This is a genomic window from Ornithinibacillus caprae (assembly GCF_009728145.1).
Taxonomy (GTDB): domain Bacteria; phylum Bacillota; class Bacilli; order Bacillales; family Amphibacillaceae; genus Ornithinibacillus; species Ornithinibacillus caprae.
Genome location: NZ_WOCA01000009.1, coordinates 42,270 through 67,623 on the forward strand (window position 1 = coordinate 42,270; position 25,354 = coordinate 67,623).

The window sequence follows — 25,354 nt, forward strand, 5'->3', positions numbered from 1 at the left end:
AAATATGCACCTTTGTATAAAAGTATGAAAAAATTGTACAAAAAGTATTGACATTCAAGTTACTTGTACTTATACTGAGGTTACAGTACAAGATATTCATACTTTTGAGGGGGTGCTTATATGAAGAATCAAAGGCTGATTGAAGCCCGTAAGCAAAAACATCTTAATCAGACACAATTGGCGCAAATGCTAGGGTTTAAAGGAAAACAATCAGTCGCCAATTGGGAGAATGGTCATTCAACTCCAACTTTGTCAACTGCCATCGAGATCTCTAAGATATTAGAAAAGGATGTTGTTTATTTATTTGGTCACAAAGTACAAGTTTCTCAAACTAAAACGAAACAGGAGGTAGTTTAATTGGATCAATTAACTTTCAAACGTGTTGGTTATGTAAAAGTCCAAGTTAGAAACAAAATTCTTAATCGATCCGATTCTATAAAAGTCATTAGAGCATTCAAGTATGGCTTATTCAGAATCGGACAACAGATAACGATTAACCCAAAAGATAAATGGGATTTCCATCTTTACAAAAACATCATAAAACTTGGGGAGGTATCTTGATGAATCAATTAAAAGTTATTTCATTCAATGGTCAACTCGTAACAAGTAGCACAGAAGTTGCTGGAATGGTTGATCGACAACACAACGAATTACTGAAAACAATTCGTGGTTATATAGAAATTTTAGGAGAGGGCGATTTCGCCCAGTCCGATTTCTTTATTGAATCTACTTATAGAAACAGTCAAAACAAGGTGCTACCTTGCTATTTAGTTACTCGCAAAGGTTGTGACATGATAGCAAACAAAATGACTGGCCAAAAAGGTGTTCTTTTTACCGCTGAATATGTAACACGTTTTGAAGAAATGGAAAAGGAATTACAAAAACCTAAAGTACTAACAGAAAAAGAACAGCGCATTGAAATGTTAAAACTTTCCCTAGAACTTGAAGAAAAAACTCAACAGCATGACGAACGAATTACCAATCTAGAAGAAAACATGCGCATAGACGGCGGGCAAGAATTTCATATCAGAAGAAAAGCAAATCATGTTGTGATCGAATCGCTTGGTGGTAAAAAAGCTCCAGCATATGAGCAACTTAGCCGTAAAGCTTTCTCGGAGTTCTGGCGTGAATTTAAAAATCACTTTGGTTTACCAAGGTACGGTGATTTACCTAAAAAACAATTTGAAGATGGTCTAAGATTCATCGGTATGTGGCAACCGTCTACAGCGTTAAGGATTGAAATTGAAAATGCTAATAATCAACAAACAATTCGCGAGGTGATCTAATGACCTTCGAAGACACCATACGACAAATCATTCAAGAAGAAAACGAAAAACACTTAGACAACATCAAACGATTACTAGAATCACACGGCTACCATGAAGCACCAAGATTTCTAACAGTACCAGAGGCAGCCGAAATTCTAAGGATTGGAAAAACAGCTACTTACGAACTCTGTAGGCAATCAGAAAACAACGGCTTCCCTGCAATAAGGGAAGGTCATAAAATCCGCATACCATACACAGCACTTATGAACTGGATAGATCAGCAAACAAATCAAAAAGCAATCTAACAATCTACCGAGTGGAGGTCGGTAATTTCATAATAATACAAACTTCATAGAAATACTGTTCACCGCTTGAACATGTTCATCTTAAGAACAGAAAGGAGGGTGAATACGGTGCAATTTGGAGCAGTCTTACGAAGAATGAGGAAGGGAGCTGGACTAAGTCAAGAAGAACTGGCTGAGAAATTACATATAGCTCGCAGTAATATTTCGAAATTGGAGCGAGACAAAATGAAATTATCAGCTGAAGACTTAATTAATTGGTGTAGATCAACTCAAGCACAAGATGTACTAATCGCATTTGTGAATGGCTTGGATCCAGTCTCTATTATTGATGGAATGCAAATGGTTGGAACTATTATTCTAGGAGGTCTCTTATGACAGACAGTACAAGCTCAGTAGCAGTTTTAGGTTTGATACTACTATTCTTTATCATTATCAATCATTTAGGAGGTATGGCATGAATTCAGAACGTTTTCTACCAAACGACATTGCAGAAGCAACTAAACATCAAAGATGTTACGAGGAATGTAGGGAGTTAGCGGATGTACATTACAAGCATGGTAACTTCGCAATGGCAATGCATCGAATGACAGATGCTCAAAAGTCGCTAAATGAATTATCTAAACTAGCGGATAAAAAGATTTGCATAGATCGGCATAATGCAATTGTACAGAGTTTAAATGCAGCAGGTATTCCAGTTCAGATCATTAGGAGAGTTCATCATGATCAATAAGATTCGTGAGTCGAAATGGACCTATCGAATTGGCTTTGTAATAACACTTTTATTCTTGTATTTAGCTTTGATTAATAGTTAGGAGGGATTGCATGAGCAAAAAATTGCCATTAGCTAAACATTTATCAGACTCTGAATATCAATTACTCATGGAAGTCTACGCTAATCATAATCGTAGCATGGGATTAGACGAAAGAAAGAAATTCACTTTATCAGACATTGTCAGAGTAAGAAGAAATGTAAAAGAAAGATGTTTAGAAGTTTATTACAAAAGTGGGGATTGGTGGCGCTATGCAGCAGATGGAACTTGGTATTAAAAAAGATAAAAAAATAACTCACGCGGCAACGTGAGCAATCTATTAGCTAAATAAATTATAACACCTGAAAACACGAAAAGGCAAGGACGTTTGTCCTTCCTTTAGTGGGTACGAGCGTGAAAGGTTCCATCTCCCCCTTTCATTGCTTACGTTCGTACTTGCTAAAGGTGTGACAAGCACCTACAGCGCGTTCGTTACCTGCTGTTGAAAGTGAAATACATAGGAAAGGAGGGTCCTTATGGATATACCAGAATTAAAGGTCGAATCTAATTCGGTTCAGCATTTATGGAGAAATGAAATGTTGATCGATGAAGAAATGTTTTTTTCAGTGATAACCAAACACCACGTGATATACGAAACAACCATAACATCTACAGGCAAGTTTCAATTGAGTTTCGAAGCAAACGGTCTACAGTATTTTGCGATTGTATCAGAAGACTTCTATCACAATGTGTTATTTGGGACAGAAAAAATGACCAGCTGAGCAACTGGCCATCGGATATTCGCTTTATTCTTCTACACCCATTATAAGCGAATATCCCCATTTTATCAATATGGAGGGAGAATTAACAATGAAACAAATCAAATTACTGAACTTAGTATTAACCAACTTCAAGGGTATTAAACAATTTGAGTTAAATGCAGAAGGCGAAAATGTAAAAGTGTACGGTGATAACGCTACAGGGAAGACAAGCCTATTTGATGCATTTGTATGGATACTATTCGATAAGGATAGTCAGAACAAAAAGGACTTCCAAATCAAAACGCTACAAAACGGAAAGGTACTTCACAAGTTAAATCATGAAGTGGAAGCAACGTTTTTGGTTGATAGTAAAAAACTATCTCTAAAAAAAGTGTTCAGCGAAAAATGGACCAAGAAACGCGGATCCATTACCCAAGAATTTTCAGGCCATACCACAGATTATTACATTGATGGTGTACCAAGTAAGAAAAAAGAATACGTTGATAAGGTCGCTTCATTAGTTGACGAAGAGATATTTAAGCTACTAACTAGCCCAGGTTACTTTAATGAGCAGCTGCACTGGAAAAAACGTCGAGATTTGTTGTTAGAAATCGCTGGTGATGTAACAGACGAAGATGTTATTCAATCGAATGAAAAGCTTAGTAAGTTAATAACTATATTAGGTGATCGTTCGATTGAGGACCATAAAAAAGTCATTGCTGCTAAACGTAAAGAGATTAATCAAGAGATGGACCGTATTCCTATTCGGATTGATGAAATTCATCGAGGATTACCAGATGTTAGTGGATTGGATGAACTGGACTTACAAGCCCAAATAGATACATTAGGAAATCAAATCGAAGAAAAGCAACAGCAGATCAACGACATTAAGAGTGGTGGAGAGGTTAATAAACTGCGCACTCAAATAAGCGATATTAATCTACAAATCACTAACGTGAAGAATGAACATGCTCAACAAGGGCAAGAAGAACTGTACAAGCTTCGATCACGTCACCAAGAAGAACAATCGAATGTAAGCATCTTACAGTCAAAGGTTAGAAATAACGAGCAGCGTAAATCGATGAATGAATCAACGATTAGAGATTTAGAAGCACAGATGGATGAATTACGTAAACAGTGGCAAGAACAAAATGCTCTTGAGTTTGATCATGAAGCAAATTGCAAGTGTCCTACATGTGAACAGGAGTTACCACAGGAACAAGTGACAGAGATTGCTACCAAGTTTAATCGTGATAAATCTAGATTACTTGAAACGATTAACAACAAGGGTACTGATCTCAAAAAAAGACAAGAGTCTATCAAGCAAGAAAACGTTGGTATTGAAGCAGAAATTGATAAACTCAATCTTCAAATCGAGGAGAAGCAACAAGAAATTAAAAAGTTTGAATCCAAAATCACTGAGGCTGAAAGCAACGTCCAGCCAATCACTGAAAACCCTAACTACAACAAGCTTATGCAGGAGAGACAAGCTATAGAACAACAAATTGTAGAGATTCAAGAATCCGTACAGGAGTCGGTTCATTCAGTTCAGAATGAAATCAATCCACTAAAAGAACAACAAAATAATTTGCAAATTGATCTAAGTAAACTTGAACAACATGAAAGATCTAAAAAACGTATAGCTGAACTGGAAGAACAAGAAAGAACTCTTGCAGCAGAATTCGATAAGACAGAAGAAGAATTGTATTTAGCAGAAGAGTTTATTCGCACGAAAGTAAATCTTCTGGAAGAGAAGATCAATAGCAAGTTCAAATATGCTCGATTTAATCTCTTCAAAGAAAACATTAATGGTGGACTTGAGGAAATATGCGAAACAACTTATGAAGGTGTTCCTTACAGTTCAGGTCTAAACAACGCAGCTAAAATAAATGTCGGTCTAGATATCATCAACACACTATCTGAACATTACGGTGTACAAGCTCCGATATTCGTTGATAACGCTGAAGGTGTATCAGATTTTCCGGAAATCGGTTCTCAATTGATTCTCCTAGTTAAGCCACCTAGATTCAAGGACCTAGATAGTAGTGCTCAAAAGGCTCTAATCAGAGAATACGGAAGATATGAAGAGGCAGAGAAGGCTTGGGATGATAAGAATAAACAATTAAGAGTCGAGAGTAAAGCGAAAGTTGGGGTGGCGTAATTGCCAAATTATAGAATTGTAGAAGTTACGGAGACCGAAAATGTTTATTACGTAATAGGAAAAGATGCGCAAGAAGCGATGCAAAACTTACGGAAAATGGGTCCGCAAGTATTTAAAGAATCGTTTTCAAAAGAAAGCCACACTACTGTAAATGAGGTAAATACAGATATTATCGTTGAGGAGGAACCAACAAATGAGTAATCAAAATCAATTAGCAATGATCAAGAAAGATACAGTCGATGTTGTAGCGGAAAAGGTTAAACAATTCCAGGAGGCAGGGGAACTTCATTTCCCTGCTAACTATTCACCAGAAAATGCAATGAAAAGCGCATGGTTGAAATTGCAAGAAGTAAAGGCTAAGAGCGGTAATACTTATGTTCCAGTACTAGAGCATTGCACAAAAGATAGTGTTGCCAATTCCTTGCTTAATATGGTCGTCCAAGGTCTTAACCCAGCGAAAAACCAAGGTTATTTCATAGCCTATGGTAAGTCTCTAACCTTCCAACGTTCTTATTTCGGCACAATGGCTGTTACGAAAAGAGTTACTGGTGCTAAGTCAATTGATGCAGCAGTTATCTACGAAGGTGATGATGTTGATTATGAAATGGTTAATGGTAAGATCAAGAATCTTTCGCACAAACAACAGTTTGGGAACATTAATAAAGAAAAAATCACTGGAGCTTACTGCATCATTGATTTTGGAGAAGGCGAAACATACACAGAGCTAATGACAATGGATGAAATTCGCCAAGCGTGGTCTAAATCCCAAATGTGGGGCAAAGATCAAACAGTAGAGAGAAAAGGATCCACACATGATGAGTTTAAACAAGAAATGGCTAAGAAAACAGTGATCAATCGTGCTTGTAAAAGATACATCAATTCAAGTGATGATAGCAGTCTAGTCATCAATCACTTTAATCAGACGGATGAAGCAGTTGAAGAAGCTCAAGCACAACAAGAGATAAGTGAAAATGCTAATTCAGAGTATATCGATATTGAAGCTACAGAGGTAGATGAACCGGAACAAGCTCCTAAACAAGAACAGGCACAAGAAGAACAATTAAATGTTGATCAAGCCATGGACCAAATGGAAGAAAAAGAACCGGTTACTGCAGGAGGACCATCGTTCTAATGATTCAAATTAAAACACTAGCTTCTGGAAGTAAAGGGAATGCCTATCACATTGATGATGGGCATACCCAAATCCTTTTGGAATGCGGAATACCATTCAAAGATATTAGGAAAGCACTGGAATTCAATACTAGCAATCTAGCAGGGTGTTTAATCACGCATGAGCATAAAGACCATTGTGGAGGTTTAAACGATGTTCTAAGAGCAGGAATAAACACTTATATGTCGCCAGGTACAAAAGAAGCAATAGGGATAGAACACCACAGAATTAACACTGTACAAGCTAAGAAGCAATTTAGTATCGGTACATGGAACATATTACCGTTTGATGTTCAACACGATGTATCGGAACCATACGGATTTTTGCTACAAAATAACGCAGGAGAGAAGCTTCTATTTGCTACAGATACCTATTACATTCGGTACAAATTCAAAGGCTTAACACATCTTTTAATTGAGTGTAATTATAGCGCAGAAATACTTAATCAAAACATCATCGAAGGTATAACACCAAAAGTCATGAAAAAGCGTTTAATTAGGTCGCATTTTAGTTTAGAGAACGTAAAAGAGTTTTTGAAAGCTAATGATTTATCCAAGGTGCAGGAGATCCACTTGCTGCATCTATCAGATAGTAATAGTGACGAAGCTTTATTCAAAAGAGAAATTCAGGAACTTACAGGAAAAGTAGTTTACATCGCATGAGTTGGAGGTGAGGTAATGGTTAGACCCATAAAAGAAGGTCTTGATTACTTCCCACTAGATGTTGACATAGATCAAGATGACAAAATCGCATTAATTGAAGCCAATCATGGACTAGAAGGTTTTGGTGTAGTTATCAAGATATTAATGAAAATCTATGACAACAGTTATTTCTATCAGTGGGGAGAAAAGGAACAATTATTATTCTCTAGGAGAGTTAATGTCAACATTAATAAAGTTAATGACATCATTAATGATTGTCTGAAATGGGGTTTATTTTCTGAGTCCCTATATCAAAAACACCAAATCCTTAGTTCTAAAGGGATTCAAAAGCGATATTTGGAAGCATCTTCTCGAAGAAAGCGAGTTGAAATCAGTGAGAATTACCTTCTAATGGATAAAAAAGAGGTTAACTCATACAAAAACTTAGTTATTGTCAACATTAACTCGATAAATGACAACATTAGTACACAAAGGAAAGTAGAGGAAAGGAAAGTAAAGGAAAGTAAAGAGAAAGTAGAAGAAATTGAACCACCAGCAACAACTTCTGATGCCATTGTTTTTTATCAGCAAAATATCGGAATGATAAAGCCTAGTATTTCAGACAAAATACTTTCATGGATTAAAGACGTTGGAGATGAAATGGTAATTGAAGCCATAGACCGTGCATTGAATCGTAACAAGGCTAACTGGGGATATGCTGAGAGTATTTTAAAGTCATGGCACCAAAAAGGTATTAAAACAATTGATCAAGCTAAAGCGGAAGAGGTTCAGTTTCAAAATCAACAGGCTAATAGATTTCAAGGGAAACAATCCCAAGAAGTAGTTCCAGACTGGTTCCGCAATCGTAAAAAACAATCTAACAATCTACCGAAACCTAACGAAACTGAGGAAGATGTACAAGCCATAATAAACAGTTATACAAGCAAAGCGAGTGGTGGATCGTGACCGTTATTGAGCGTAAGAAACGGAGTAAGAGCAATGTTAACGGAGGAATCATTCGAGTGTTGGCGAAGTACGAAGATGCTTTCTCATGGGATTTGCTACAAGAAATAACGGAACTCTACCATGAAGGCTATTGTGTAGAAGACATTGCAGAAACATTTAATCGTCCAGTTATGGAAATCATCATGGCGCTTCTGCACCAGGCGGATGAAAAAAAGATTACTAGGGCATTTGCTCATAGGAGGAATCAGAATGAATGACATTGTAGAAAAACAGCGTCAGCGATATATACAAGATAGAAGAACAGATTTAATTAATAGCTTATATCGAATGGGAGTCTATGAAACTCCTGATGGTAGAAACTTAGAGGATGTTAGTTTATTTACTTTGGAACATGTTCACGTCAATGAGAAATGTAGGATGGCTAATATAAAGCAGGCTCAGGGTGAATTAAAATGATCGAACTAACAATACCAGGCAGACCAGTTCCAGCTGTACGGATGACGAAAAAGAGCAAACACGTTAATAAATACGCTATTCGGTACCTGCAGTACAAAACGAAAGTGGGTTGGATTGCTAAGCAACATTTGAAAGAAAAGCCTTCTAGAAAGCCAATTGAAGTAAAACTAAAGCTTTATTTAGCTGGTGGGAATCAAGGTGATATAGACAACTATTTTAAAGCGATTACTGACAGTTTGAACAAGATTGTTTATGAAGATGATCGACAAATTAAGAAAATTGATGTTGAGAAAATAGAAAGCTCTAAGGATGAAGAAAGAGCAGAAATACAGATATATGAGTTAGTACCAATGAAAATATAAATCCCAAAGGAGGAAGAACTATGGAATACATGATTGATTTAAACGAATTTGCAGAAGGAGCATTAGCAGCACGATTTAATGAGGAGATCCAAAAAATTCTTGATAACATCGCTGATCCTAATACGGATCCAAAGAAGGCTAGAACTTTAACAGTCCAGGTTAAAGTTTACGGAGATGAAAGGAGAGATGTAGTAAACGCAGCTGTAGTTGCCAAATCGAAGTTATTACCAGCGAAAGAAGTGGATACGAAAATTCTTATGGGTGCTGACACTAACGGAAATATCATTGGTAAGGAATTGAAATCGGGAGTAAAAGGTCAGATGTTTGTTGACGATGATGGTGACGTAGCGGAAGACACAGGTGAAAAAGTAGTTGAACAACCAGCAGAAAAAGTAATTAGTTTTAGAAATCAATCAAATTAAGATTTAAGAATTGGAGGAATGAAAAATGATTAAAGAAGCAATGCAGTATGTTTTAAGTTTAGGAAAAGCAGAAATCCACGAAGTAAATGGGCAGCAATATTCAGATAAAGATTTGTATGTACTAAGAGAACCGGTTGCTTCACCATTTGAAGTACACACTTTAACTAGTTTAGTAGAGTATGTGAAATCTAACTTTGATACCGAAGAAGAATTGATGATTCATGTGGAAAACCCTACAAGAGTCTCTGTATCATCTGCCCTGAATATAGATCAACGTCGAGATGAGTATTTAGTGGCTGAAGCTTTAACGCCTAGATTTCGTTTTGATAATTGGTATGACACTGAAGAATTTAATATTAAACTTCAATCAGTATTTGTAAATAACGAGGACCGTAAAGTGATATTGAAATTGGTTGGGAACATCAAAGAAGACAATGTGAAAACATTTGGTGATGACGGAGTTAGTCAATCCGTAGTAGCAAGAACAGGTGTAGCATCTGTAGGTAATGTAGAAGTACCTAATCCAGTAACCCTTGCACCATTCAGAACTTTCACTGAAATCGCTCAACCCGAAAGTGATTTTGTATTCCGAATGCAGAAAGGTCCAAGTTGTGCTTTATTCGAAGCAGATGGAGGGGCATGGAAAATACATGCTATTGATCAGATTAAAGAGTATCTGAACGCAGAATTAAGTGACAAACTCGCAGAAGGAACAGTAACTATTATTGGTTAATAAGCGAAAGGGCTCTTAGTTGAGCCCTTAACAAAAGAAAGAACATACGTTCCCTTCAAGGTATAATATATCATATTGAGAGGGGAAATTGAAATGAAAATCAAGCAGAACACAATTTATAACATGGATTGTCTGGAAGGAATGAAACATATACCCGATGGATCAGTAGATATGATCCTATGTGATTTACCATATGGAACTACAAATTGTTCATGGGATAGTGTTATACCATTTGAACCGTTATGGGAGCAGTACAAGCGAGTAATAAAAGAAAATGGTGCCATTGTACTAACTGCTAGTCAGCCATTTACTACTAAATTAATCGAGTCTAACTTCAAATGGTTTAGATACGAGTGGATTTGGAAGAAAGAAAATCACGTAACTGGTTTTCAGAACGCAAATCGAATGCCCTTGAAAAATCACGAGAATATCTGTGTTTTCTATAGAAAATTACCAACTTACAATCCACAAGGACTTATCAAGATTAAACCTAAAAAAGTGAAAAAAAATACGAATATGCAGGCACTAGGGGATAGAAATGGAACATTAAATAAAATACATGTAGTTAGGTATAAAAACTTTCCTAAGTCTGTTATATCGTTTCCTAGGGATCGGAAAACATTTCATCCTACTCAAAAACCAGAAGAGTTGTTTGAATACATTATTCGAACTTATACAAATGAAGGAGAAGTGGTCCTTGATAATTGTATGGGTGGATTTACTACAGCAGTTGCCTGTGACAACACAAATCGTAATTGGATAGGTTTTGAGCTTGAAAAGGATTATTGCATTCAAGGATTAGAAAGGGTTAATGAAAACAGGAATAGGTTAGGTTTACCTAATGTTCGACTAAAACAAAGCTAGGGAGGGAGAATGATTGAAAACATGCAAAGCATGTCGTAAGAAACCACAAAACAAGAAAAGTTGCCTATGTGATACTTGCTATAAAAAAGCATTCTAACTAACAACAGTGGGGGCGGTACGATGAGATTAAAATCAATTCCTTTTGAGAACCACCAGCTAAATCTAGACATAAAAGAAGGAGATAAGCCGTTTGTTGTCGTATATTGTCAAGGAGAAGCAAAACTAACATATTTACCTGAACATGGTGAGACGAAAGTTATCACGCATCAAGGGAAGGTAAAGAGGGTTAAGTTTGATGAGGGGGAAGAGTTTTGAAGTCTAATAATAGAAGGAATTTAAAGTTATCCTTTAGCAATATTGTAATGTTTTTCGGGTTAGTTGGTTTTATTGTTGTTTTCTTTCTACCTAAATTCCTTAGTAATACTTATATAGAACAGATCGGTCCATTAATTACAGCAACAAGTTTTTTGATTGTTTTTGCAGGTGTTTTAATGCAGAAAGAGGAGTTAAGCTTGCAAAGAAAAGAATTTGAAGAAACACGTGAGGTTTTTAAGGAACAAAAAATTACAATGGAATTACAAAGGGCAGAAACTACTTTTTTTAATATAAATGCACATAGGATTCAAGTTATAAATGGAATGACCTTTTCAAAATATGAAGGAATGGAAGCAATAAAAGCATTTAATTCTCTTATAGAGAAAGATACTAAGAATTATATTGACGATGAAATAAATCCTTATCTAATTCAATACGTCAATTGTATATATTCATTAATTAATGTGGTGCAACTAAGCACCATTTCTAGAACGCAAAAAGATAAATTATATCTTACCTTAGTTTTACAAATGACTTTAGATGAGAAAAAACTCATAAATAACTATATTAAATTGGATAAAAACAAAGAAAGTTCTAAATACAAGATGATTAAAGAAAAAGTACAAGAGTATTTTTAAAAACTATAACTGAAGAAAATTACCATGTATGTTGTTTCTACCAGTTAACTGCTGAAAATATAAATCCCAGAGGAGGAAGAACTATGGAATTCATGGAAAGAAACCTCAAGTTAAGTCTATAAATTTTTATTTTGAGGGGGAGAAGTTTTGAATGAATTATTAATAGTAGAGCCACAATGTAATGGATTTTGGCGATGTATTACCCCCGATGCTTGGTTGACCTCATTTGGAACATTAGTCGGTGCTCTTATAGGTGCTTCATTAGGATCACTAGGATCTTACCTATTTTTTAAAGCTAGACTTAAGGAAGAGGAAAAGCAAGTAAAGGGTGGGTTTTATAAAGAATTTAAGAGAGTCTCCCGTTTACTTGATTTAACGATAGAAAGGATGGAAATAGTTTACAAGAATTGGGGAACAGAGTATAGATTAAACTGGAAAAGCATTGATACAGCATTACTTGGAAGGGTAAGGGAAGATATAAATAATATCCCTAAATCAATTATACCAATGCAATGTTTTGATAATTTGGAAATCATTGAGCATGAATTAGGTGGCATGGAAGGGATTATCGAATTATTTGTGGATTTAACTGAACCACGTATCGGAATTTCGAGTGAACTAAAAGATCAATTTTATGAATCATTAGTGATTGTAAAAAAGAATTATAAAGAATTAAAAGAAATAAATAGTTCTACCAGCTAACTGGAGGACACTGAATGACGTATTAGCGTTGTTTAGTGTCTTTTTTTATTGGGGGTAATTATGAAAAAACAATCTATCAAATACAAGTGGAAAGTAGATCCATACAGAAAAGATAAACGCACTGGGGCGATTAGTCCTGTGAAGCGTAGTGAGTATGCAGAATCATTATTCAGAGTGGGGGCTGGGTTTAATGGACAACAAGCAACTGGAAAATTGGGCGGACAAGCTGATAAATGAGTATGAGCAAGGCAGGAGAGGTTTAAGCAGCATGAAGAACGAACTAGGTGAATCAGAGATTGATCGACAAGATAAGTCTAAGATTAATAGCATGATTGGAGAAATGACAGAGGCCATTGAGTGGATGAAAATTGGACGTAGACCTGGTAATATGCGAGGGATAGATAAGCGTTCGGCATATCAGCGTAGAGCGTTGGTTGATATGGATTTATTCCCTTCTTTGGATTTACAGACAGAGCAATATGAATTATCTGATCGTGAGAAAAAGTCTCTTATAAATGTATTGGTTGATTTATCACACAGAGAAAGACAATGCTATTTGCTTCATATGGCGCACGGTATGAGCATGAGGGAGATCGGGATTGAATTAGGAATGGGGAAAAGCACAGTCCAGAAATACATTGAACGAGCAAAGGAAAAAATAGAAAATAAAATTTCTTGTCGTACGAATGTCGTACGAACCCGTATTGAGGATGAAAGGGTTCTTATATAGAGCTCTTAATAAAATTAGTAAGTAATTATTTAAAGAACGAAAGTTCTATCTAGATTAAGCACTATAAATATTATGTAGTAGGGAGAAGTTACATTATAATTTTATTTATTAATTTTTTTTTATTTTGGTTGATATGATCCCGAATTTCTATCCAATTCTTAATTATTAATAGTACACAACATAAATTAGTTAGAAATGAAGAAAAGTCGATTTCGTTGAACACTTTTATCAACTCCATTCAAATTAGGTTCTATGAATATTATGTTCAATGAAACAAGGAAAATACGATAGTAGAAGGGAAAACCTTCCTTTTTGTCGAAATAAGATAGAAAAAGGAGGTAATATTATGAATTATAATGAGTTAAAGGATTTGCAAGACCACATTGTATTCGAGAATGAAATTAAAAAATATCAACTACAATACTTTTTCGAAACGATTGAAAGATTGGGATTAGATAAAAGTATAAGCAGCTTATATCCAAAAGGTTTGTACTATGGGGATGAGATTAATTTAATTTTATTTTATGTAGACAAAATCGTCATAGCTAATGTAAGTAATGACAGTATGTCTTTCGAGACTATCAAAAATTGCCACATAAGTTCAGTTGAAATGGAAGTTAAAAGAAGTGGAGATGGAAAAAGAAAGTTATCTATATCATTTGATAATCATAAAGAAATAGTATTAATACCTAAAGAAGATACTGTAATTTCTTTCGGAGAAAAATTCTTTGAGATTATCGAGAATATATATAAAAATCTAAACAATGCATCCTAATTATATATACTGCAGGAAATGACTCCCTTCTTGTCGAAGTTATGTAGATGGGAAGTGAGGTGAATGGGTTGAAAGAGTTAGGATTAAATTTAGAAACTATAAAAAAAAGATTAGAAGAAAAAGGTTTGACAGACAAAAAGCTAACAGAAACAATTGCAGATGTTATTTATGAAAATAACCAAGAAATTGAAAAAAATCTGCTAGAAATAATCGATAAGCAGCTAAAAACTCAAATGAAAATGAATTACTTTTAAGCGCCCTTAGTGGTGCTTTTTCTTTTGCAACAAAACAAACTTAATTTCAATCGGGGGTGGGTGATGATGTAGCATGCCTAGAAAAAGGGATCCACGTAGAGATAAGGCGTTTGAAATATGGAAACAACAAAATGGTGATATTTCAAATAGAGAAATTGCAAATAAATTAGATGTACCAGAAAAAACAATAAGCGCTTGGAAAAGTCGTGATAAATGGAATGTAGTACTACAAAAAAAGGATCGTAGTACTACAAATAAAAAGTTGTCTCCCAAAAAACAAAATATAAAAGTAAAAGAAGAGTCTTTGCCAAGTGACGAACTCACTGAAAAGCAAAGGCTTTTTTGTATTCATTATGTAAAGACGTTTAATGCTACGCAATCAGCAATTAAGGCTGGGTATTCATCTGATACCGCACATGTAATCGGTCATGAAAACTTAAGGAAACCTAAAATTGCATCGTACATTAAAGAAATTAAAGGCAACATGACTGATTCACTATTCTTAGATGCAATGGATGTACTTAGGAAATACGCAACTATCGCATTCGCAGATATTACGGATTTCGTTACATTCGGTAAAAAAGAAGTTCAAGAAATGGGCATGTTCGGTCCGCTTGAAGATGAAGAAGGCAATCCATTAATGAAAGAAGTTAACTATGTTGATTTTAAAGAATCTAACATGGTTGATGGAACGATTATTACAGAAGCTAAACAAGGTAAAGATGGCGTATCTATCAAACTAGCTGACAAGATGAAAGCACTTGAAATGCTAACTAAGTATTTTGATATGCTTCCAGATAACTTCAAACGCAAAATTGCCGAAGAGAAATTGGCTATTGAAAAAGAAAAACTTGCTATCACAAAGGCGAAAGCGAATATTGACGATGGTGACTATGAGGATGACGGATTTATTGAGGCATTAGGTAATGCAGCGGCGGAGGTGTGGAGCGATGACGACAGCGACGATGGAAGCGCCGAAACCGAAGAAACTTAAGCCTGCTTTATTTAAGTTTAAACCATTTTCAAAGAAGCAATTGAAGGTATTAACCTGGTGGCATCCTAACTCAAAAGTTAAAGACAAAGACGGAATTATATGTGATGGTTCCGTTCGTGCTGGAAAAACAGTAGTTATGTCTCTTTCCTATGTCATGTGGGCGATGGAAACATTTAACGAAGAAAACTTTGGCATGGCTGGAAAAACGATAGGTTCTTTCAGACGAAATGTAATTACTCCATTAAAACGAATGTTGAAGTCGAGAGGATACAGAGTAAAGGACCATCGCGCAGATAACTATTTAACTATTACCAAGAATGGTGTAACCAATTACTTTTATGTTTTTGGCGGTAAAGATGAATCTTCACAGGATCTAATTCAAGGGATTACATTAGCTGGAATGTTTTTTGATGAAGCAGCATTAATGCCAGAGTCGTTTGTTAGCCAAGCGGAAGCTCGTTGTTCTGTAGACGGGTCAAAGTATTGGTATAACTGTAACCCTGCAAGTCCTTTCCATTGGTTTAAAGAGAAGTACATTGACAAGCTAAAAGAGAAAAATCTTATTAGACTTCATTTCACTATGGATGACAATCCTTCTCTATCCGAAAGAGTTAAGAATCGTTATAAACGGATGTTTACTGGTATTTTCTATCAACGGTTTATCCTTGGTCTATGGGTGCTTGCTGAGGGTGTTATATATGACATGTTCGATAAAGACAAGCACATTAAAAAGACTATCGAGCGCAATTACACAGATTATTATGTTTCAATTGACTATGGTACTCAAAACCCTACAACGTTTGGCTTATGGGGGAAATACAACAATAAATGGTACAAAGTTAGAGAGTACTTCCATGATGGCCGTAGTTCCTCGAAGCAAAAAACTGATGTGGAGTATAGCCGAGACCTGAAACAATTTACAAAAGGTATTCGATTAAAAGGAGTTATCGTGGATCCATCAGCTGCAAGTTTCATTGCTCAGTTAAGGAAAGATGGATTCTATGTCATTAAAGCTAAGAATGAAGTTCTAGATGGAATCAGAAACGTTCAAACTGCATTAATTGATGAGATGATTTACTTTAACGATTGTTGTAAGGAGACGTTTAGGGAGTTTTCATCTTACATTTGGGATAAAAAAGCAGCAGATCGAGGAGAAGACAAACCAGTATAACAATTTGACCATGCAATGGATGGAGATAGGTATTTTGTAAATACAATTTTATTTGCACCTAAAGCTGGTATTAGCAGTTCTAGTGCATGGTAAAGGAGTGATGAAATGCAGGAAACTATTCTTTCGGAAGAACAACTACAAGAAATGTTAAAGTATTGGCAAGAGAAACTTAGATTACAAGATTGGATAATAGAAGTTAAGGTTCGTAGAGAAAGAGACATGATGCAAGATTCACTAGCTTGTGTGAACTGGACATTAAGCAAGAAAATGGCTACCATATCAATTCTTGATCAAGTTGATTATGACCCTTCTTTTATTTGGGTACGTGATATGGAAAATGATTTAGTTCATGAGTTGTTACATCTCCAGTTAGCACCTATTAGTGATCATTTTAAAGACAATGAGTTTTATTCTACTTTTGAAGAGCAAGCAATCGAAAGTATTGCTTCTGGATTAATTGCATTAGAAAGAAAATCGAGCACCTAAAGGTGTTTTTTATTTTGTACAAAGGCAGGTGAGTGTATGACAATCAAATGGACAAAATGGAATAGATCTGTAATTGAAAAATCACATGGAAATGTCTACTTTTATCGTGATTTATACGAAGGTAATCATTCCACAATCTTTTCTCGGGCGAAAGATTTAATTGAAAAAGGTGAGATTGTTGACAACATCATAGAAGGTACTCAAAAGGCTATGAACGTGCGTACTCCATATATTATGGCTAACGTGTCTAAGCTTATACCTGAAATACCTGCTATGTTAGTTGCTAGATCAATAGGTGCAATAACATCATCTATTAATTCAACAGAGGAGCAAAATGAGGAAGCTAATGAAAAAACTGCAGGTCAGTTAGATGGACCAAATGACAATACGGTTAATGGTGAAATATTAAATCTACAGAAAGAACTAATCGAGCAAATCGAGAAAAATTCCAACTTACGCTTCGAACATTGGAGCAATATTGTCCAGCAACAAGTAGATGGTGGTCTAGTTGGTGTGCCCTGGAATGACGAGAGAGGACTCAGAATCGATTTTAAGCAACGTGATGTATATTTTCCTCATGAAGATGGTTTAGGCGCTGATTTGGTGTATCAACGTGAATTTGACGAGGAAGATTATCTTCATGTGTACCGAGAGCGAGTTGAGGAAAAAGGCTTAAGAGCAACTCACTACCTATATCACATTAACTCTGGAGATCAAACAGAGGAAGTAGAAGAAGATGAAGCAAAAGAACTTCTAGGCTTGGATGAGTTAGAACATTTCTATGAGGGGCGCACTCGTCAATTTATTGTTTATTGGGCGAATGAGAAGACATTCACTAATCCTTTAGGAGTTTCGTGTTTAAAGAACCAAGAGGGTAAACAAGATGAGATTAATTGGACGTTAACTCGAAACGCCATCACATTTGAACGCAATGGGAAGCCTAGGATAGCCGTATCAAAAGAAATTATGCAGGCTTTACAAAATGCAGCTCTTGAACGGTATGGTGATGAGTCAAAAATAGATCATAGAGATCTAGAGATAACTACTTTTGATGACAAAGGAAAGGCTCTAGAGGTCATTCAAATTGATATTACTAAAATCGGAGATATTGAATGGGTAAAAGACCTTATGAAAATGATGTTCATTGAAACAAAAACATCTGAAAAAGCTGTTGATTTTTACCTTGAAGGTGGTTCCGGAAGTGCTCAATCAGGAGTGGCTAAGTTTTATGATTTGTTCATTTCGATTGTAAAGGCGGAGCAATTACAAAGTGAGTATATTTACTTCCTACAACAGTTATTCGAGAATGTTCTTTGGCTTGCAAATAAAGAAGATCCAGCAGTAATTATTGAGGAACCAGAGATTACAATTAAATCCATGATTCCAATCAGCAGAAAAGAACTTATTGAAGAAAATAACCGGGCATATACGGACGGTACTCAATCGCTTGAAACAACGATTAGACGTAACAATCCACATGCTAGCGAAGAGTGGATCCAAGAGGAATTGGAACGAGTTGAAGCAGAGCAGTCTAGCGATGATAGTTTTTCGCTATTAAACGGTAGACAAACCCTGCAACAATTTATGGGAAATCGTGATGAAAACGGTGATCCAATACAAGGGAAAGAAGATGATGAGTAATTCTATGAAAGAGTAGAGTGATAACATGAATCAACAACAATTATTAGAAGTAATGAAAGCACTTCGAATAGAAATATTGGAGATTCTGCATAGTAACAATTTAGCTAATGATAAAACGGCACAAAAGATGTTAATATCAATCGATAATACTTTCAAAAGGATTAATCAGTCTGTTGAAGAGGTTATTCCTCCAGAAATACTTAAATCTTATTTCAAAGGTGTGGATGAAGCAACAAAAGCATTAAAAAAGTCTGGTGTTTCTGTGGAGTTAGTTGCTAGCTTAACTAGTTCAGGACAAGTTAAAAAAGCATTTCAAACCCAGGCTCACTTGGAAGCTATTGCAGAGATCACAGATAATACGATGCTTGATTTAAAGGCAGCAATTCGAACAGCTAGAAGAAATACAAGTACATCTATAGAAAACGCCTTATCTGTAACAAAAAAAGATTTGCAATCTGGTCTTGTACGAGGGAATCCAAGAAAGATATTTACTAGTCGAGTCGCTGAGTCATTTGCTTCAGAAGGGTTAACATCTTTTATCACGATTGACGGAAAAAGATTGCCTTTGGATTTCTATAGCCAAGTTGTCACGAGAACAAATATTAAAAGTGCAAACATAAAAGGCGCTGCGGAACGGTACCGAGAAAACGGGGTGGAATTATTCACCGTTTCAGGAAACACACCGACATGTGAACAATGCTATGTTTACAGGGGTTTTGTCTTTAGTATGGTGGAGGGTAATAAGGATTTCCCTTATCTTGATCCAGCTACTATACCGGTACACCCACATTGTCAGTGTTCAATTCAGCCGTATGTTCTTGAATATAAAGATCAAGATGAGATTGACGAGGCTAGAAGACATGCTGAGAACTTCGATCCTACAAAAGATACTCGTTCAAAAGCACAAAAACAAGCCTATGAAGAAAAACAGCGGTTAAATAGATTGAACAACTATGAAAAGAAAAGGTATGCTGATATAAAAGGTGTCCTAGGTGATGATGCTCCAGCTAATTTAGGTGCATTTAAACGTATGAAGCGTGCTAATACTGATAATTATAATGCGCTAATACAAGATTACCAGGGTGCCCTTAGAAAGATGAGAGGAGCAGATTAAATGCGGGTTACATGTACAAATCCTGATTGTAACAAAGTGTTTAAAATGCAGCTAAAAGAAAAGAACCATCCAAGAGGAATAAAGGAGCATTACTTCACATGCAAGCATTGCAAAAAACGATACACGAGTTTCATAACTGATAAAAAAGTAAGAGTATTACAAAAGGAAATGAAACGCACAACTGATGTGGATCGCCGAATGGCCATTGTGAAAGAAGTTGAAGAGCGTAAGAAAACATTAATGCAAAATTTCATGAATTAAAGTTAAAGCATCCTTCTAGGGTGCTTTTTATTATGCCCAAACCATATTGAAGGCTTTAAAAGCTATATGAGTAAGGTTCCTGCTTACCAAAAAGCAGAGGAAAGGAGAAATATTATGATTAAAGCTATTTTTGTTTGGTTCGTTTCACTAATTAATGGGGTATTTACTCGTTTTAACAAGCGCCCCCTTCCAGCGCCAATGGAAGAGATTAATCGTGAGAATCATCTTAAGTTGAATCTTCAATTCTTTGCTGAAGGGGGCGAAGAAGACGAAGATGATGATGACGATGATGAGGAAGACGAAGAGGACGATGATGTTCCTGATTTGGACGAATTGCTAAAAGATAAGAAGTTCAAAAAGCAATATCAAGCCAAAATGAAAAAGCAATTGAGCAAGCGAATGAAAAAGTATAAGGATGTAGATCCAGAAGAGTATCGCCGACTCAAGGAACAGGCTGGCAAAAAGAAAGATAAGAAAGATGATGAAGAGGACGAGGAATTAAATACCCTTAAAAACGAACTGAGCGAGAAGGAAAAGCGCCTCGCACGTGCGGAACGTGTAGAAAAAAGAGCCATGGTAAAAGAGTTTGCTATTGATAAAGATGTGAATCCTAGATTGTTAGCACGTCTGATCAACGTGGATGACATTGAACTGGATGAAGATGGTGAGCCTGAAAACCTCGATGAGCTCTTTGAAGAATTGGAAGAGGAGTTTCCTGAGTATCTTGGGGAACAGGATGACGATGATGAAGACGAGGAAGATGAAGATGAAGAACAAGTAAAAACCAAGAAGAAAAAGAAAAGCACTTACAAGCCTGGTTCTCGTCAGAAGAATAACAAGAAAACCAAAAAAGAAGATCGAAAAGCCAAAGGTGCTGAACGTGCTAAACAGCGCCACAAGAAGGAGGAAGATAAATAATGAATTTACAACCACGTAGGGAGAAAATTGCTGGTCAAAATGAGTTTTTACGTAACACGCAAGGTATCGAAGTTAAAACTGGTGGAGCTACACTAGATTCTTCAGCATTTACTGCAGGTGAATATGTGAAGGCTGGTACAGCTGTATTTAAAGATAATGCTAGTGGTTTGTATAAACCGTGGGACACAACTGTTGACACTGGTACTCCAGCCACAGCAACGGGAGCAGGTCTTACCATGAATGATGTAAAGATTGTAGAAGGTCAAAACCCTGTTGTAGGAGTTCTTGCTGCAGGTCATCCGATTGAATCTAAATGCACGTACGTTAACGCTGCGTTTAAAGAGGCTACAAAAGGCCGTATTGTATTTGATATTTAATTTGATTAAAGGATAACAAGGGAGGAAAACAAACATGCCATTACATTTAGAAGAGTTTCAAGGAGAAGAATTTCAGGGGTATGTGGAAAACGTACCAGCAGCGAAAGATTATAAGCTGCGTAATGTTCTACCAACAAAGTCAATTAAGGATATCAATTTTTCATACAACGTAATTAATGGGAAGTATGGTCGTGCTGCATCCATTACAGGATTTAATGCTTCAGCTCCATTACGTGACAAAAAAGAACTTGAAAAAGCATTTGGTTCTGTAGCAAAAGTACAGCATGGTATTCGTTTAGATGAGGAAGAATTGTTGCGTTTCAATCGCCCGCGTGATGATGAAGAAAAAGCGCAAGTGGTTGAGTATGTTTATGACACTACAGATGACCTAATTCAAGGTGTTTATGACACAGAGGAATACATGAGGGCGCAGGCTGTTTATAACGGGGTGCTTAACTATGACGATGAAGAGAACGACATTCACATCTCTGTTGACTTTGATATTCCAGCAGAAAATAAATTAACTGTAACAACTCCATGGTCTGATCCAACGTCTAAACCGTTAACCGATATACAAGCAGGGGTTGAACAGTACAAAAAAGCAAACAAGCGTCGTAAGCCTCGTGTGATGCACATGACTAGCGCTACAGAAGCTCATTTGCTTCAAAGTGAACAGATCCGTGTTCAAGTATATGGAGAAAATAACGGACAACGTTTACTTACCAAAAATGATTTAGTGAATGTTTTTAATGCACTTGGGTTACCATCTTATGAAATTAACGATGATGTAGTAGACATTGATGGTGTTGGAGAAGCAGCTCTATTAGATGATGATAAGGTAGTGTTCCTTGGTGAAGATCTAGGAGAAACTTATGTTGGTCCAACAGTTGAGAAAAACTATGAAACTGGTATTTACTCAATTACTGAAATCAGGGAAACTAATCCACCAAGTCAATCTATTTTTATTGGTGAAACAGTATTCCCTGCGTTAAAACGTCCGCAATCAATCGTTATTATGGATGTTTAAAAAGCAGAGTCTTATGACTTTGCTTTTTATTACTCTAGAAATTAAAGGAGGGCATTGATATGCCAAAATATATTGCTAAAGCATATTTAGTAAAAAATGGGAAAGTAATTCAAACTGATAATGAAGTTGAGTTAACTGAAGAAGAGGCTAAACGTCTTGGTGATAAAGTAGAAGCTGTAGATCCGAAAGAAAATGATGGAGAAGGTGCTGCTGGTAATGGCAAAGGTGAAGATATGTACACGGAGGCATCCATTAAGAAGTTGAGCGCTGATGAACAAAAGGCTATTGTTGAACAATTGGAAGGCGATCTATCAGAGCTTACCAACGAGGAAAAGCGTATCAACTTTATTCTAGAAAACCAATAAGTTGGTGATCTATATGATTACTAATCAAGAAGTGAAGGATTATTTAGAGAAGATGTATGGCAACGATCTCTATAAGGAAATGGAAGTATCAGAACAAGACAAGCTAATTTTTAATGCTAGTGAGTTACTTAAAGATAATTATGATGAGTCCAAGTTGAGTGTCAGAGTCGTTGCTTTGCAGTCTTTGTATATGCTTGAGGGTGAAGATGAGGAGTATTCCAAACTAAAGCGCCATGGGGTGAAATCCTACTCGGTTAAAGGTGTGTCTGTTACTTTTGAGGGTACTAATATTTCGCCTGAGGTTGTTTCAATTCTTGGTAATCCGAAGAACAATAAAGCTACTGTGGGGCGATTAATATGAGACCTCCAATGAAACAAAAGGCTACTATTCATTTACCCAAGTTAAATACTGATGGCAAGCCAGTCACGGATAAGTACGGCAAAGCTATAATTGCGAAAAGCATTACTACAAAAGCGCGGGTACAGTTCAAATCGCAAATTGTAAAGGACCCCAAAGGTAGAGAACACGAAGTAGCAATTGAAATTGATGTTCCACCTGGAATAAATCCGAAAGTTGGAACTGATATTGGTTATGTGACGGTTGGAGGAAGCTCAGGAGAAGGTACCATTCGAGCAAAAGAAGAAGCTACTAATCTAGCTGGCACCAAAGTCTATTATAGGACGGTGTTTGTCGATGGCTGATGATATCTTTGATATTGAGTGGAAAGGTTTAAAAGAGTTTACTCAGCTTCTAGATAACATGAGTGAAAACGTGGAGAAGATTGTTCTAGAAGAATATACGAAGTTCGGAATGCTAGCAGAAGAAGGCACAAAAGCGCTTGTTCATCATGCTGAGGGTAATCTAGAAGATTCAATAAACTTTGATAAGGCGGTTAAAGAAGGGGATTCGATTGTTGTTCGTGGGGGGACAAATGTTGTTTATGCATTAAGAAGACATGAAGAACCAGGAATCGGTGAAGGCACTGCAGGGAAACCTGCTTGGCGAGGATATACACCTGGACCAAAATATTTAGAAAATGCAATTAAGGCTATCAGCAAGGATTATGACAAGATGAACGAGAGAGCCTTAAAACGAATTCTAGGAACAAATCCATGATTCAAGAAGCATTAATGAATCAGTTGAAAGGTGTTGTTCCTGATTTGACGTGGACAATCGACTACCGAACAGCCGATGACAACACAGGAACCGTGTATTCAACGCCTGGATTCCCTCCCGATCAATATGATACACAGTATCGTTATCCGTCTTATCAAGTGTATATTCGCTCATCCGATTGGGATTTTGCCAAATTTGCGGCCGAACAAACATTTCAAGCATTTCATAATAAAATTAATTTTGTTGTTTCTACTGAATATGAAAAAGATGGTGAAGTTGTTTTAACTAGAAAATTTCACGTTTTTACTATTATGGCTAGTAGTGAACCGATCCCTGTTGGAGTGAAAGATGAAATTATGGAATACAGTATTAACTTTGATGTTACTTTGAAAGAGATAAAGGAGGATGATTAGATGGACCAAAAGGAATATGTCTTTGGCTTAGCCGATATAACTATTGGCGAGGGTGAAGATGTTATAAAATTCGACGGAAAAGACTATTTACAAGCAGAAGGCGGAGAATTAACATTAACTCCTTTGTTTGCGGATATAACTTTCCAAGATTTTGGAGATACGATTGTAGAGCGTAGGTTAACAGGTTGGGAAGGTCAATTGACTATCGTTGTTGGCCAAGAGTCTGCTGATATTTTAGAGCTTGCTTTGGGTGTTACTGAAAACATTACCGATGCAACTTCTAGTGAAGTTGTAGGTCATATGGATGGTAAAATCGGAACGAAAGTTAAAGGTAGAAAAGTTAACATTCATCCAAGGGTTCTTCCTGTTGAAGAAAAATCTCAAGATTTTAATATCTACAATATGGCTTCCATCGGCGGTGTGACACGTGGATATGCAAATGAGCAAGGTAATTTTCCATTGACACTAACTATGATGCCACGAGAAGGGTTTGACGCATCTAAACCAGGTAACTTCTTCTACCGTGGTGGCACAGATCCGAATGCAGTATAAATCAAAAATGAACAAGAGTCCTTAACTAGGGCTCTTTTTTATTCTTTTTTTAAGGAGGAAATCGTAATGAAGATAGCATTGAAGATTAAAAAAGACAACGTTGTTGAAACCATTCAACACGAAATAGAAGAACTAGATCTAATTCAAATATCAGAGACACTCAAAGTGATCAATGACATCTTTATCCTTGCTCAGAAAGATGAAGGGCTACAAGCATTACTGGAAGAGGCATTCGATACTGCCCAAGAACAGGGTGTAGAAGCTGAAAATATGGACGATGAAACTAGCGCTCGATTATTCAAAGCGACTCTAGGAGCATTCGAAACGTTACTTCTAAGAATACCAGAACAGGCGTTTAAGCTTCTATCGGTATTGTCGGGAATTGAGTTAGAGAAGCTCATGACTCAGAAAGTCGAAGTAGTATTTGATATTTATGACGCAATTCTTGAAGTAAATGACATGGATAAATTGATTAAGCGCGCAAAAAAGTCTTTAGCCGTCACCAAAGCAAGGATCAACCTAAGTCAGTTCCTAGGAAAGAAAGAGACGAAACCAGCCTAACTGAAGTATTTGTTTTTAAATTAGCAAAAGAATTAGGTGGACGTAATGAAGTCGTTTCTAGTCCTGCTGTGGAACTGTTCAAGT

42 protein-coding genes are annotated in these 25,354 nt (G+C 36.3%); all 42 read left to right on the forward strand.

Features of this window, described 5'->3' with window-relative positions:
- Positions 1 to 120: 120 nt before the first annotated feature.
- Positions 121 to 357 (forward strand): helix-turn-helix transcriptional regulator, encoded by a 237-nt coding sequence (locus tag GMD78_RS12190; protein ID WP_155669095.1) that lies wholly within the window; start codon positions 121 to 123, stop codon positions 355 to 357.
- Complete coding sequence (locus tag GMD78_RS12195) at positions 358 to 561, forward strand: hypothetical protein (protein ID WP_155669096.1); 204 nt, start codon at positions 358 to 360, stop codon at positions 559 to 561.
- On the forward strand, positions 561 to 1,286 hold the full coding sequence (locus GMD78_RS12200; protein ID WP_155669204.1) for an ORF6C domain-containing protein: 726 nt from the start codon (positions 561 to 563) through the stop codon (positions 1,284 to 1,286). The genes GMD78_RS12195 and GMD78_RS12200 overlap by 1 nt, the downstream gene beginning before the upstream one ends.
- On the forward strand, positions 1,286 to 1,573 hold the full coding sequence (locus tag GMD78_RS12205) for a helix-turn-helix domain-containing protein (protein ID WP_155669097.1): 288 nt from the start codon (positions 1,286 to 1,288) through the stop codon (positions 1,571 to 1,573). The genes GMD78_RS12200 and GMD78_RS12205 overlap by 1 nt, the downstream gene beginning before the upstream one ends.
- Before the next feature lie 108 nt (positions 1,574 to 1,681).
- A complete protein-coding gene (locus GMD78_RS12210; RefSeq protein ID WP_343042289.1) occupies positions 1,682 to 1,948 on the forward strand; it encodes a helix-turn-helix domain-containing protein in 267 nt (88 codons plus the stop codon).
- 79 nt (positions 1,949 to 2,027) lie between these two features.
- Positions 2,028 to 2,303, forward strand: coding sequence for a hypothetical protein (locus GMD78_RS12215; protein WP_155669099.1), 276 nt, complete (start codon positions 2,028 to 2,030; stop codon positions 2,301 to 2,303).
- A gap of 92 nt (positions 2,304 to 2,395) precedes the next feature.
- Complete coding sequence (locus GMD78_RS12220; RefSeq protein ID WP_155669100.1) at positions 2,396 to 2,620, forward strand: hypothetical protein; 225 nt, start codon at positions 2,396 to 2,398, stop codon at positions 2,618 to 2,620.
- A gap of 238 nt (positions 2,621 to 2,858) precedes the next feature.
- Positions 2,859 to 3,104 carry a hypothetical protein gene (locus GMD78_RS12225; protein WP_155669101.1) on the forward strand — a complete coding sequence of 82 codons (246 nt, stop codon included), beginning with the start codon at positions 2,859 to 2,861 and terminating at the stop codon, positions 3,102 to 3,104.
- An 88-nt stretch (positions 3,105 to 3,192) separates the two neighbouring features.
- Positions 3,193 to 5,244 (forward strand): AAA family ATPase, encoded by a 2,052-nt coding sequence (locus GMD78_RS12230; protein ID WP_196493800.1) that lies wholly within the window; start codon positions 3,193 to 3,195, stop codon positions 5,242 to 5,244.
- Positions 5,245 to 5,445 carry a hypothetical protein gene (locus GMD78_RS12235; protein ID WP_155669103.1) on the forward strand — a complete coding sequence of 67 codons (201 nt, stop codon included), beginning with the start codon at positions 5,245 to 5,247 and terminating at the stop codon, positions 5,443 to 5,445.
- Entirely contained in the window at positions 5,438 to 6,376 is a 939-nt protein-coding gene (locus tag GMD78_RS12240) for a recombinase RecT (RefSeq protein WP_155669104.1), read from the forward strand. The genes GMD78_RS12235 and GMD78_RS12240 overlap by 8 nt, the downstream gene beginning before the upstream one ends.
- Positions 6,376 to 7,077, forward strand: coding sequence for an MBL fold metallo-hydrolase (locus GMD78_RS12245; protein WP_155669105.1), 702 nt, complete (start codon positions 6,376 to 6,378; stop codon positions 7,075 to 7,077). The genes GMD78_RS12240 and GMD78_RS12245 overlap by 1 nt, the downstream gene beginning before the upstream one ends.
- A gap of 15 nt (positions 7,078 to 7,092) precedes the next feature.
- Entirely contained in the window at positions 7,093 to 8,022 is a 930-nt protein-coding gene (locus tag GMD78_RS21370; RefSeq protein ID WP_196493801.1) for a Lin1244/Lin1753 domain-containing protein, read from the forward strand.
- On the forward strand, positions 8,019 to 8,279 hold the full coding sequence (locus tag GMD78_RS12255) for a hypothetical protein (RefSeq protein WP_155669106.1): 261 nt from the start codon (positions 8,019 to 8,021) through the stop codon (positions 8,277 to 8,279). Before GMD78_RS21370 ends, GMD78_RS12255 begins: the two co-directional genes overlap by 4 nt.
- On the forward strand, positions 8,272 to 8,478 hold the full coding sequence (gene fbpA, locus GMD78_RS12260) for a Fur-regulated basic protein FbpA (RefSeq protein WP_155669107.1): 207 nt from the start codon (positions 8,272 to 8,274) through the stop codon (positions 8,476 to 8,478). Before GMD78_RS12255 ends, fbpA begins: the two co-directional genes overlap by 8 nt.
- On the forward strand, positions 8,475 to 8,840 hold the full coding sequence (locus tag GMD78_RS12265) for a RusA family crossover junction endodeoxyribonuclease (protein ID WP_155669108.1): 366 nt from the start codon (positions 8,475 to 8,477) through the stop codon (positions 8,838 to 8,840). Before fbpA ends, GMD78_RS12265 begins: the two co-directional genes overlap by 4 nt.
- Before the next feature lie 20 nt (positions 8,841 to 8,860).
- Complete coding sequence (locus tag GMD78_RS12270; RefSeq protein ID WP_155669109.1) at positions 8,861 to 9,262, forward strand: replication terminator protein; 402 nt, start codon at positions 8,861 to 8,863, stop codon at positions 9,260 to 9,262.
- 25 nt (positions 9,263 to 9,287) lie between these two features.
- Positions 9,288 to 9,995, forward strand: a complete 708-nt coding sequence (locus GMD78_RS12275; RefSeq protein WP_155669110.1) for a hypothetical protein — start codon at positions 9,288 to 9,290, stop codon at positions 9,993 to 9,995.
- A 93-nt stretch (positions 9,996 to 10,088) separates the two neighbouring features.
- Entirely contained in the window at positions 10,089 to 10,859 is a 771-nt protein-coding gene (locus tag GMD78_RS12280; protein ID WP_155669111.1) for a DNA-methyltransferase, read from the forward strand.
- A gap of 120 nt (positions 10,860 to 10,979) precedes the next feature.
- A complete protein-coding gene (locus tag GMD78_RS12285) occupies positions 10,980 to 11,174 on the forward strand; it encodes an XtrA/YqaO family protein (protein ID WP_155669112.1) in 195 nt (64 codons plus the stop codon).
- Entirely contained in the window at positions 11,171 to 11,812 is a 642-nt protein-coding gene (locus tag GMD78_RS12290; protein ID WP_155669113.1) for a hypothetical protein, read from the forward strand. Before GMD78_RS12285 ends, GMD78_RS12290 begins: the two co-directional genes overlap by 4 nt.
- Before the next feature lie 147 nt (positions 11,813 to 11,959).
- Entirely contained in the window at positions 11,960 to 12,514 is a 555-nt protein-coding gene (locus tag GMD78_RS12295) for a hypothetical protein (RefSeq protein WP_155669114.1), read from the forward strand.
- A 60-nt stretch (positions 12,515 to 12,574) separates the two neighbouring features.
- Positions 12,575 to 12,751 carry a hypothetical protein gene (locus GMD78_RS12300; RefSeq protein ID WP_155669115.1) on the forward strand — a complete coding sequence of 59 codons (177 nt, stop codon included), beginning with the start codon at positions 12,575 to 12,577 and terminating at the stop codon, positions 12,749 to 12,751.
- The gene (locus GMD78_RS12305) at positions 12,705 to 13,244 is read left to right on the forward strand and encodes a sigma factor-like helix-turn-helix DNA-binding protein (RefSeq protein WP_196493802.1); all 540 of its coding nucleotides are present in this window, start codon (positions 12,705 to 12,707) and stop codon (positions 13,242 to 13,244) included. Before GMD78_RS12300 ends, GMD78_RS12305 begins: the two co-directional genes overlap by 47 nt.
- 346 nt (positions 13,245 to 13,590) lie before the next feature.
- The gene (locus tag GMD78_RS12310) at positions 13,591 to 14,019 is read left to right on the forward strand and encodes a DUF3908 family protein (RefSeq protein WP_196493803.1); all 429 of its coding nucleotides are present in this window, start codon (positions 13,591 to 13,593) and stop codon (positions 14,017 to 14,019) included.
- Between the two features lie 68 nt (positions 14,020 to 14,087).
- Complete coding sequence (locus GMD78_RS12315) at positions 14,088 to 14,273, forward strand: hypothetical protein (RefSeq protein WP_196493804.1); 186 nt, start codon at positions 14,088 to 14,090, stop codon at positions 14,271 to 14,273.
- A gap of 73 nt (positions 14,274 to 14,346) precedes the next feature.
- Positions 14,347 to 15,267, forward strand: a complete 921-nt coding sequence (locus GMD78_RS12320) for a terminase small subunit (protein ID WP_155669119.1) — start codon at positions 14,347 to 14,349, stop codon at positions 15,265 to 15,267.
- A complete protein-coding gene (locus GMD78_RS12325) occupies positions 15,224 to 16,438 on the forward strand; it encodes a PBSX family phage terminase large subunit (RefSeq protein WP_155669120.1) in 1,215 nt (404 codons plus the stop codon). The genes GMD78_RS12320 and GMD78_RS12325 overlap by 44 nt, the downstream gene beginning before the upstream one ends.
- Positions 16,439 to 16,543: 105 nt before the next feature.
- Positions 16,544 to 16,924 (forward strand): hypothetical protein, encoded by a 381-nt coding sequence (locus GMD78_RS12330; RefSeq protein WP_155669121.1) that lies wholly within the window; start codon positions 16,544 to 16,546, stop codon positions 16,922 to 16,924.
- 36 nt (positions 16,925 to 16,960) lie between these two features.
- Entirely contained in the window at positions 16,961 to 18,565 is a 1,605-nt protein-coding gene (locus GMD78_RS12335; RefSeq protein ID WP_155669122.1) for a hypothetical protein, read from the forward strand.
- 25 nt (positions 18,566 to 18,590) lie between these two features.
- On the forward strand, positions 18,591 to 19,679 hold the full coding sequence (locus GMD78_RS12340) for a phage minor capsid protein (protein ID WP_155669123.1): 1,089 nt from the start codon (positions 18,591 to 18,593) through the stop codon (positions 19,677 to 19,679).
- Entirely contained in the window at positions 19,680 to 19,940 is a 261-nt protein-coding gene (locus GMD78_RS12345) for a hypothetical protein (protein WP_155669124.1), read from the forward strand.
- A gap of 114 nt (positions 19,941 to 20,054) precedes the next feature.
- Positions 20,055 to 20,858 carry a hypothetical protein gene (locus GMD78_RS12355; RefSeq protein WP_196493805.1) on the forward strand — a complete coding sequence of 268 codons (804 nt, stop codon included), beginning with the start codon at positions 20,055 to 20,057 and terminating at the stop codon, positions 20,856 to 20,858.
- Positions 20,858 to 21,235, forward strand: a complete 378-nt coding sequence (locus GMD78_RS12360; protein WP_155669126.1) for a hypothetical protein — start codon at positions 20,858 to 20,860, stop codon at positions 21,233 to 21,235. The genes GMD78_RS12355 and GMD78_RS12360 overlap by 1 nt, the downstream gene beginning before the upstream one ends.
- 34 nt (positions 21,236 to 21,269) lie before the next feature.
- A complete protein-coding gene (locus GMD78_RS12365; protein ID WP_155669127.1) occupies positions 21,270 to 22,262 on the forward strand; it encodes a major capsid protein in 993 nt (330 codons plus the stop codon).
- Positions 22,263 to 22,321: 59 nt separating this feature from the next.
- A complete protein-coding gene (locus GMD78_RS12370) occupies positions 22,322 to 22,627 on the forward strand; it encodes a hypothetical protein (protein ID WP_155669128.1) in 306 nt (101 codons plus the stop codon).
- 13 nt (positions 22,628 to 22,640) lie between these two features.
- A complete protein-coding gene (locus tag GMD78_RS12375; protein ID WP_246187650.1) occupies positions 22,641 to 22,988 on the forward strand; it encodes a hypothetical protein in 348 nt (115 codons plus the stop codon).
- 8 nt (positions 22,989 to 22,996) lie between these two features.
- Positions 22,997 to 23,329, forward strand: coding sequence for a hypothetical protein (locus tag GMD78_RS12380; RefSeq protein WP_196493806.1), 333 nt, complete (start codon positions 22,997 to 22,999; stop codon positions 23,327 to 23,329).
- On the forward strand, positions 23,322 to 23,744 hold the full coding sequence (locus tag GMD78_RS12385; protein WP_155669130.1) for an HK97 gp10 family phage protein: 423 nt from the start codon (positions 23,322 to 23,324) through the stop codon (positions 23,742 to 23,744). The genes GMD78_RS12380 and GMD78_RS12385 overlap by 8 nt, the downstream gene beginning before the upstream one ends.
- Positions 23,741 to 24,157: a phage tail terminator protein gene (locus GMD78_RS12390; protein WP_155669131.1), complete on the forward strand. Its 417-nt coding sequence runs from the start codon at positions 23,741 to 23,743 to the stop codon at positions 24,155 to 24,157. The genes GMD78_RS12385 and GMD78_RS12390 overlap by 4 nt, the downstream gene beginning before the upstream one ends.
- Positions 24,158 to 24,709, forward strand: a complete 552-nt coding sequence (locus GMD78_RS12395; protein ID WP_155669132.1) for a hypothetical protein — start codon at positions 24,158 to 24,160, stop codon at positions 24,707 to 24,709.
- A gap of 66 nt (positions 24,710 to 24,775) precedes the next feature.
- Positions 24,776 to 25,270 (forward strand): hypothetical protein, encoded by a 495-nt coding sequence (locus GMD78_RS12400; protein ID WP_155669133.1) that lies wholly within the window; start codon positions 24,776 to 24,778, stop codon positions 25,268 to 25,270.
- Positions 25,271 to 25,354: the final 84 nt, after the last annotated feature.